Here is an 8,851-nt window from a genome sequence, read left to right as displayed (position 1 = left end):
TGCTAAAGGGATAGTTAGCACGGGTTATTCTAATGACCCGGTGGTTAGCAATTTCAGATTATACGGTTTTTCAGGTTTTCTTACTAAACCGGCAACTAAAGATCAATTGACCCAGGTTATAAATGCGATTATTTCAAAGGGCCAATAAAGAAGGAAATATCAGACATTCATTCCTTGAATTATTAAATAATTGTTTTATATAACAATATTAAGCATACCTGATTTAAAGGAAGCTGCAATGGGAAATAGATCCGAGGTTAATTTTGTCAAAGATTACCAACCGGGTACTGAGGCAGTGGTAGAACTCACAAACGCGAGGGTTGTGGATGTAATGAACGGCTGTTTCTTTGATCAAAAGGTTAGTGTTTTGATCAAGAACGGAAAAATTATATCCATGCCGGGTCTGGAAGATGAAACCTTGGAAATCCAAATCGATTTTTCCATTGATTTGCAAGGGAAAACCATGCTGCCCGGTCTTTTTAACGTTCATTGCCATATCCAAATGATCAACCCGACCCTGTTTGCAGATTTTAAAACACTCAAGGCCAAAAAAAAATATCATGAACAACAGGTGGAAAAAAACATGGCGGATTGCATGGCCTGCGGCATTACCAATATCCGGGATGCTTATTCCAATGACTTAAGACCCAATTTTCAATTGAGGGAGCACATCCAAAACCGGGAACTACCGGGTCCGCGTATTATGCAGGCCGTTGTCGTAGGTGCCCGTGGCGGTTACCTTAGCCCTGAACTTAAGGGAATGAAAAAAATTCTGTTTGGGATGTTGGGAGTTGGGACTATCGAGTATGATAACTTTAATTCAGGCGTGATCGCATTTCCTTTTGACGCAAACCAACAGCAGGTTCGTGACGCCGTGGACAGAGCGATTGATGAACGCGGAGCCGATCTTATCAAGGTGGGCGAATCCCTGGAAGAAAGCCTGATCAATCCGAATCCCATCACCCTGACCATGGATCAGATGCAAACCATCACGGATCAGGCACGGCGCCGGGGTGTACAGAGTACCATTCACTGTGTTTCTGTGGATACCTTTCAAAGGGCGGTAACGGTGGGATTTTCATCCCTGGCTCACATGGCCCGGGATGGTGTTCTGAGCCAAAAAGATATTGATGCCTGCCTGAATTCCGATTGTATCATTGAACCGACCCTGTCTGTGGGGTATGATATGAGCTGGCGACTGAAAGGGGATCGGTTTTACAATGATCCCAACCTGGAAAAATTCTATACGTTTAGAAACAAAACTATTGCTGATCTGGTAGAAAATTTCTGGGTGCCCGGACTTAGGGATTACGTTATTGCTGGATTTAACAAGGCAAATCTCGGCAAGTATAAGATGCTGGGTATTTTGAATTTATCAAAATTGCTGGCGCATTACAGTCGACTGGCACGCTATGGAATCGAAAATACAAAGATGCTTGTCGCGCAGGGTGCAACCATGGCCTGCGGCAATGATGGGGGGATTCAGGCCTGTACTCCCGCCATGGTCGCTCATGAGCTGTCCATTTTCGATCTTTTCATGAATCATGAGGGTTGCCAGAAAATATTTAATGGAATCACAGCTGTGCAGACGGCAACTATTAACAGCGCTAAATCCATGGGTATCGATGATGAATTCGGCTCCATCCAAACGGGTAAAGTTGCTGATCTGGCCATTGTCGACGGTAATCCTTTTGAAGATTTCAGCGTCCTGGGAAAACGCGTTGACGCCTTGTTTATGGATGGCCAATTGGTAATTAACAATTGCGGTTTAAAGAGTCACCATTATATATGATCTTCATTCACGGCTGAAATTTTAAAACATAGTTGTCTTGAATAAAAGAAACAGCTTTGATATCTTTATTTAAGGGTAAAGTGAATATTTTTTAGCTTACAGTTTAAATGCAATGCTGTAAGCTTTTGATTTTAGTAAATTACAGGATGATAAGATGTCGCTGGTTCAACAAAGACGGTCAACCCGTCAAATCAGTATTGGAAAGGTTAAGATCGGTTCTGATGCACCTATTTCGGTCCAGTCCATGACCAATACCCAGACCCAGGATGTGGACGCCACGGTCAGCCAGATTCTCGCCCTTGAAAAGGCAGGGTGTGAAATTATCCGTGTGGCAGTTCCGGATATGGAAGCAGCACAGGCCATTGAGAAGATCAAACAGCACATCTCCATTCCAATAATTGCTGACATTCATTTTGATTTCAGGCTGGCCCTGGCATCGGCAAAGGCAGGTGTTGACGCTTTAAGAATAAATCCGGGCAATATCGGGGAGGCTAAAAAAATTAAAGCTGTGGTGGATTGTGCAAAAGAACACGGCATCTCCATAAGAATCGGTGTGAATGCAGGTTCCCTTGAAAAACAGATTGAACAGCGCCTTGGAATAACACCTGAGGCCATGGTGGAAAGTGCCTTGCGCAATATAAAAATTCTTGAAGATTTGAATTTTCAGAATATCAAAGTTTCCCTGAAAGCCTCGGATGTTTCCAGAACGGTAAAGGCGTATCAGCTTTTGGCATCAAAAACGAATGTGCCGTTTCATGTCGGGGTAACAGAAGCCGGTGGTCTTTATGCCGGTATCACAAAATCGGCCATCGGGATCGGTATGCTGCTGGCCCAAGGGTTGGGTGATACCATCCGGGTTTCATTGACACGGGACCCTGTTGAAGAAATCAGAACAGGGTTTGAGATTTTAAGGGCATTGGGGATCAGAAGCCGGGGGCCGGAATTGATCTCTTGTCCCACATGCGGACGGTGTAAAATTGATCTGTTTAAAATTGCTGAGAAAGTAGAAAAAGCTTTACTTGATCGGTCTTCTAAGATTAAAGTTGCGATTATGGGATGTGTTGTAAACGGACCCGGTGAAGCAAAAGAGGCAGATATAGGTATCGCAGGTGGTGATGGCATGGGGATTCTATTTAAAAAGGGAAAAGTGATACGGAAAATAGACCAGGATGAACTTGTGGATCAATTGCTGAGCGAGATAGATAAAATGACAAAGAATTCGGAGGAATCCAGTGGCAAAAAAGAATAAGACAGCTATCACACCTACCCGGGAACATGACTATCCCGCCTGGTATCTGGAAGTAATTAAGGCATCGGATATGGCTGAAAATTCAGCGGTCAGGGGATGCATGGTGATAAAGCCATGGGGGTATGCGCTTTGGGAAAATATGGTGCACAAGATAGATGAAATGTTTAAGAAAACCGGTGTAAAAAATGCCTATTTCCCCTTGTTTATTCCTTTAAGTTATCTGGAAAAGGAAGCCGAGCATGTGGAAGGGTTTGCCAAAGAGTGTGCGGTTGTCACCCACCACAAGCTTGAAAAAGATGATAAAGGGGGATTGAAACCGGCCGGAGAGCTTGCCGAACCATTAATCGTTCGCCCCACATCTGAAACCATTATCGGGGAATCCATGGCCAAATGGACAGGAAGCTACAGGGATCTTCCCATTCTATTAAACCAGTGGGCCAATGTGGTTCGATGGGAGATGCGGACCCGGATGTTTTTAAGAACCAGTGAGTTTTTATGGCAGGAAGGCCATACCGCCCATGCCACGGAGACCGAAGCAAAAGAGAGAACCATGCTCATGCTGGATGTCTACACAAAATTTGTTGAAGAATATCTGGCCATGCCCGTGATCAGGGGCAGAAAGACCGCTGCAGAACGGTTTCCCGGGGCGGAGGATACCACCTGTATTGAAGCCATGATGCAGGATAAAAGGGCGCTTCAGGCAGGCACATCCCATTTTCTGGGTCAGAATTTTGCCAAGGGCTCCAATATTAAATTTCAAAATGAAGAAGGAGAAGAAGCCTATGCCTGGACCACATCCTGGGGAACATCCACCCGTATGGTTGGCGGGATGATCATGGTGCATTCCGATGATGACGGTCTTGTGCTTCCACCCCGGGTGGCTCCGGCCCATGTCGTCATTCTTCCGATTTTTAAAAAGGGCGAAGACAATCGAATTGTTATGGAAAGCGCTCAAAGCCTTAAAGATGCTCTGGAAGGAAAACAATACCATGGCAGACAGGTTGAAGTAGAAATTGACGATCGGGATATCGGCGGTGCCAGGGGCTGGGAATGGGTGAAAAAGGGTGTTCCTGTCCGGATTGAGCTGGGGCCGAGAGATATTGAACAAAACAGTGTTTTTATGGCCAGAAGAGATGAACCATCCAACAAGAAACAATCCATGAACAGAGAGGAATTTATTGACCGGATTATAGATATTCTGGACAATATTCAGGATAATCTTTTTAACCGTGCGAAGAACCATAGAAAAGAAAACACATTTGAGATTGATGATAAAAAAGCATTTTACAAGCTGTATAAAAAAGCCAAAGGATTTAATAATGGTGCCTTTGTTATGGCACATTGGTGCGGATCTCAAAAGTGTGAGGAAAAAATAAAAAAAGACCTGTCCGTTACCATCCGCTGTATTCCCTTTGACAGTCCCACAGAAGAAGGAAACTGCATTTGTTGTGATAATTCAAGTTCAAGAAGAGTGCTTTTTGCAAAAGCATATTAGGCGATACCCATGATCAGGATTACCGACATACTTGATAAAATTTATGAGTATAATCCTGAAGGGGATACGGATATTATAGATCGGGCCTATATTTACTCGGCAAGGGTTCATGAAGGCCAGGTTCGACTTTCCGGTGAACCTTATTTGTCCCATCCCCTTGAGGTGGCCAATATTTTAGCAGATATGCGGCTGGATGTTGAGAGCATTGCCGCAGCCCTTTTGCATGATGTCATTGAAGATACACCCGCAACTAAAGAAGATATTAAAGAGACGTTCGGACCGGATGTTGCCCATATTGTTTCCGGTGTAACAAAACTGTCTGCCCTGACGTTTTCAACCAAAATAGCACAGCAGGCAGAAAGTTTACGAAAGATGATTCTTGCTATGGCAGATGATATCCGGGTGGTGTTGATCAAGCTTGCGGACAGGATTCATAATATGCGGACCTTAAAGTATCACCATAATCCTGAAAAACAGGCAGCCATTGCCCAGGAAACCCTGGACATCTATGCTCCTATTGCAGCACGCCTGGGGATTTTCTGGATAAAGTATGAACTGGAGGAAATTGCTTTTTATTATACTTTAAGAGATGAATATGACCGCATTGATGCCCTGGTGGATAAAGCCAAGCATGAAAAAGAAGATTACATTAAAGAGGTAAATGAGAAACTTCATGAAAAGATGAAGGAAATGGGCCTGGAAGGTGAAATAAAAGGGAGATATAAACAACATTACAGCATTTATCAGAAAATGATTACCCAGAACCTTGAATTTGATGAGGTCTACGATATCATTGCGTTTAGAATTATCTTCGATTCGGTACCCCAGTGTTATGCTGCCATGGGTGCTATCCATTCCATGTGGAAGCCGATTTACTATAAGATTAAAGATTATATCGGCAACCCCAAGCCCAATATGTATCAATCCATCCATACCACGGTAGTGGGCCCAAAAGGTGAACGGGTTGAAATGCAGATCAGGACCCGTGATATGGACCGGATTGCAGAATCCGGAATTGCAGCCCACTGGAGTTATAAAGAAGGCTCAAAGGTTGATGAGACTACCGGAGAACTGTTTTCCTGGATCAGAAAACTTGTGGAAAACCAGGAAAATTATAATGATCCGGATGAATTTCTGGAAAATGTCCGAATAGATCTATACCCAGGTGAAATATATGTATTCACACCCCAGGGCGAGATCAAGACCCTGCCCAAAAAAGCTACGCCCGTGGATTTTGCTTATTTGATACATACGGAGGTTGGTGCAGCATGTACAGGAGCAAAGGTCAACGGAAAACTTATGCCGCTCACCCATCAGCTGAAAACCGGAGATAAAATAGAAATTCTTACAACCAAGGGCCATACCCCGAGCCCTGACTGGCTTAATTTTGTAAAAACCGTAAAGGCCAGAACAAAAATACGGTCCTGGATCAATGCCAGGGAAAAAGAGAGAAGCTATTCTTTAGGGCGTGAGATGTGTGAAAAGACATTCAGAAAGAAAAATCAAAATTTTAATGCTCTGGTTAAATCAGGGGAGATAAAAAAAGTTGCCGATATTTATGGGTTTAAAACAGTGGATGATCTGATTGCCCATGTGGGCTTTGGAAAATTTACACCTTTACAGGTTTTTAATAAAGCATTACCTGAATTTGAAAAACAGGAAGTTAAAAAAGAAAGCATTCTTCACAAACTGGTTGGAAAGCGTAAGAAAAAAGAGAGCACGGGTATCATCGTAAAAGGCCTGAATGATATTCTTGTTAAGTTTTCGAAATGCTGCAATCCCCTTCCGGGCGACCGTATTATCGGTTACATCACCCAGGGTCAGGGGGTAACCATTCACCGAAAAGGGTGCTTAAATGTCATGAAACTGAGTAATGAGCGCCAGATCGAAGTCCAATGGAGTGATGATTTTACAGAATCCTATCCTGCCAGTATCAAGGTTCGGACGGATGACAGGTTTGGGCTTCTGGCAGATATTGCCTCTGTTATCAGTAAATACAAATCTAATATTTTAAGCGCAAAAACCGAAACCCAGGAAACAGGTGTCGGTTTTTTCTATTTTACTCTTCTGGTTGAAAGCACTGAACAGCTTCGAAAAATTATGTCAGAAATCAGAAAAGTGAAAAAAGTTATTGATGTCAAACGGATCATCAGAAACGAATGACCGATACTCCCCTAGGGAGCTTTAACTACTTTCCCTGCTTTAATGCAACTGGTACATACGTCTATTTTCCTGACACAACCTTGTTTAATAACTGCACGAACTCTTTGAAGGTTTGGATTAAATTTTCTCTTATTCAGATTGTGGGCATGGCTGACATTATTGCCGGTCATTGGTTTTTTTCCGCAAATAGCACATTTTTTCGACATTGTTATACTCCTAAAAAATCTTTTTAAACAAAATAACCTGGAATTAATATATTAAAAATAAATAAAAGTAAAGAAAATTTTAATTTTTGTTTGCCAGAGCCCTGCACTGGGGAATTTTATTTAATGCTTCTTTGCTTTCTTTTGAATCCGGATAGTTCTCGACAAGATACTCATATCTTTTTAATGCAGCCTTATATTTTTTTGTTTTGTAATAAAAATTGGCTACATAGAGTTCATGTCCTGAAAGGTTACCCATACATTTTTTAATATTTCCCTTTGCCTTTTGAGCATATTCGCTTTCAGGGAACTGGTCAATAAGGCGGTTAAACTGGATCAGGCTGTTTTTAGCAGGAGTATGATCTCTGTCAATTGTCCCCAGCTGGTTAAACCAGCAAAGCCCGGTCTGGTAAATTATATAGGGAATGGCTTCGTTCTTAGGATGCATTTTTTCAAATTCTTCATAGGCAAGGATCGCTTCACCATACTCTTCAAGATGGTAATGTGCATCAGCAATTTTAAGCTCAGCCAAAATGGCGTACTTGCTGAACGGATACCAATCCTTCAAGTCTGTATAGGCTTTTACCGCAGTTTTGTAATCTTTAGAAACAAAGGCGGAAGATCCTTCGGAAACAAGCTCTTGAGCATTCTTTTCCATTTCATGTGATGTTTCAAACAAAGAGCATCCACAAAGCAATGAAACAATTATAAAGAATAAAAATAGTTTTTTCATATTTAAGCGTTCTCAATAAAGTGTTCTGCAGAAACAGCAGCGATAGCAGCATCGCCTACAGCAGTTGCGATCTGCCTTAAAGGGGTGTCTCTTACATCGCCGACAGCATATACTCCCGGAACAGATGTTTGCATTTTTACATTAGATCGAATAAATCCGAATTCATCTGTTTCAACGGCATCATTTAAAAAAGAGGTGTTGGGTAAAATACCAACCCAGATAAAACAGCCGTCCGCCTTCAGGGTTTTTTCTTCATTGGTTTTTACGTTTTTTATTTTGACACCCTCCACACCGAAAAAGCCTTCTACACCAGTTGGAATACTGTCCCAGACAAATTCAATTTTATTATTTTCAAAGGCCCGTTCCTGAAGTATTTTTGTGGCTCGCAGTTCATCTCTTCTGTGAACCAGATAGACTTTTTCAGCAAATTTTGTCAGGTATATGGCCTCTTGTACTGCTGTATCTCCCCCGCCGATGGCAACGACTGTTTTATTCTTAAAAAAAGGTGCATCACATGTGGCACAAAAAGAAATGCCTTTGCCCATGAATTTATCTTCACCGATACCCAGTTTTTTCGGGGATGCACCGGATGCAATAATCAGAGTTTTGGCAGTAATGCTTCTGTCTTTTAGAACAATTTCCTTTAATTCTTTGGAAAGATTGAGAGAATGAACCTCTGCCGTTTCAATCTTCAACCCCAGTTCTTCAGCCTGGGTTTTCATTTTCTCGGCAAGATCAAACCCTGAAATGCCTTCCGGAAACCCGGGATAGTTTTCAATCCAGTCAGTCACCAGGATCTGACCGCCTGGTACGGCTTTTTCTAAAAGAAGGACATTCATCCTTGCCCTGGCAGCATAGATTCCTGCTGTCAGACCGGCAGGACCGGCACCAATAATTACAAGATCATAGTCAGCCTTTGCCATGATAACCCCCTTATACAATCCCTTTAATGGTTTCTTCAAGTTTTTCCTTGGCAACCATACCGGTAATTTGATCCGCTATTTCACCATTGTTAAAGAAAATCAGGGTGGGAATGGCCTGAACACCAAATTTGCTCGGAGCAATCGGATTTTCATCAACATTTACTTTTACAAATGTCATTTTGTCTCCGTACTCTTTTTCAAGGGCATCCACAGTTGGAGCAATAGCTTTACAAGGACCACACCAGGGTGCCCAGAAATCTACCATTACAGGTTTCTCTGATTTGAGAACTTTA

General features: G+C 42.4%; 8 protein-coding genes. 4 read left to right on the top strand and 4 right to left on the bottom strand.

Annotation, left to right across the window (positions count from 1 at the left end; translation table 11 throughout):
• Window positions 1–238: 238 nt before the first annotated feature.
• From K8S13_RS13655 to K8S13_RS13640, 4 genes are all read left to right on the top strand, one after another.
• A complete protein-coding gene (locus K8S13_RS13655; protein ID WP_291463273.1) occupies window positions 239–1,792 on the top strand; it encodes an amidohydrolase family protein in 1,554 nt (517 codons plus the stop codon).
• A gap of 154 nt (window positions 1,793–1,946) precedes the next feature.
• Window positions 1,947–3,041: a flavodoxin-dependent (E)-4-hydroxy-3-methylbut-2-enyl-diphosphate synthase gene (gene ispG, locus K8S13_RS13650; RefSeq protein WP_291463271.1), complete on the top strand. Its 1,095-nt coding sequence runs from the start codon at window positions 1,947–1,949 to the stop codon at window positions 3,039–3,041.
• Window positions 3,025–4,536, top strand: coding sequence for a proline--tRNA ligase (gene proS, locus K8S13_RS13645; protein WP_291463269.1), 1,512 nt, complete (start codon window positions 3,025–3,027; stop codon window positions 4,534–4,536). Before ispG ends, proS begins: the two co-directional genes overlap by 17 nt.
• A gap of 9 nt (window positions 4,537–4,545) precedes the next feature.
• On the top strand, window positions 4,546–6,699 hold the full coding sequence (locus K8S13_RS13640) for a bifunctional (p)ppGpp synthetase/guanosine-3',5'-bis(diphosphate) 3'-pyrophosphohydrolase (protein ID WP_291463268.1): 2,154 nt from the start codon (window positions 4,546–4,548) through the stop codon (window positions 6,697–6,699).
• Between the two features lie 11 nt (window positions 6,700–6,710).
• Here the strand turns inward: K8S13_RS13640 and rpmB are convergent, their stop codons facing one another.
• The 4 genes from rpmB to trxA all read right to left on the bottom strand — a co-directional run.
• On the bottom strand, window positions 6,711–6,905 hold the full coding sequence (rpmB, locus tag K8S13_RS13635) for a 50S ribosomal protein L28 (protein ID WP_291463266.1): 195 nt from the start codon (window positions 6,903–6,905) through the stop codon (window positions 6,711–6,713).
• A gap of 79 nt (window positions 6,906–6,984) precedes the next feature.
• A complete protein-coding gene (locus K8S13_RS13630) occupies window positions 6,985–7,635 on the bottom strand; it encodes an outer membrane protein assembly factor BamD (RefSeq protein WP_291463264.1) in 651 nt (216 codons plus the stop codon).
• 2 nt (window positions 7,636–7,637) lie between these two features.
• Window positions 7,638–8,558: a thioredoxin-disulfide reductase gene (gene trxB / locus K8S13_RS13625; protein WP_291463263.1), complete on the bottom strand. Its 921-nt coding sequence runs from the start codon at window positions 8,556–8,558 to the stop codon at window positions 7,638–7,640.
• 10 nt (window positions 8,559–8,568) lie between these two features.
• A partial coding sequence (gene trxA / locus K8S13_RS13620) for a thioredoxin (protein WP_291463262.1) occupies window positions 8,569–8,851 on the bottom strand: 283 nt, incomplete at its 5' end.

Source organism: Desulfobacula sp. (genome assembly GCF_021107415.1).
This window is presented reverse-complemented; position numbering and strand designations above follow the sequence as displayed.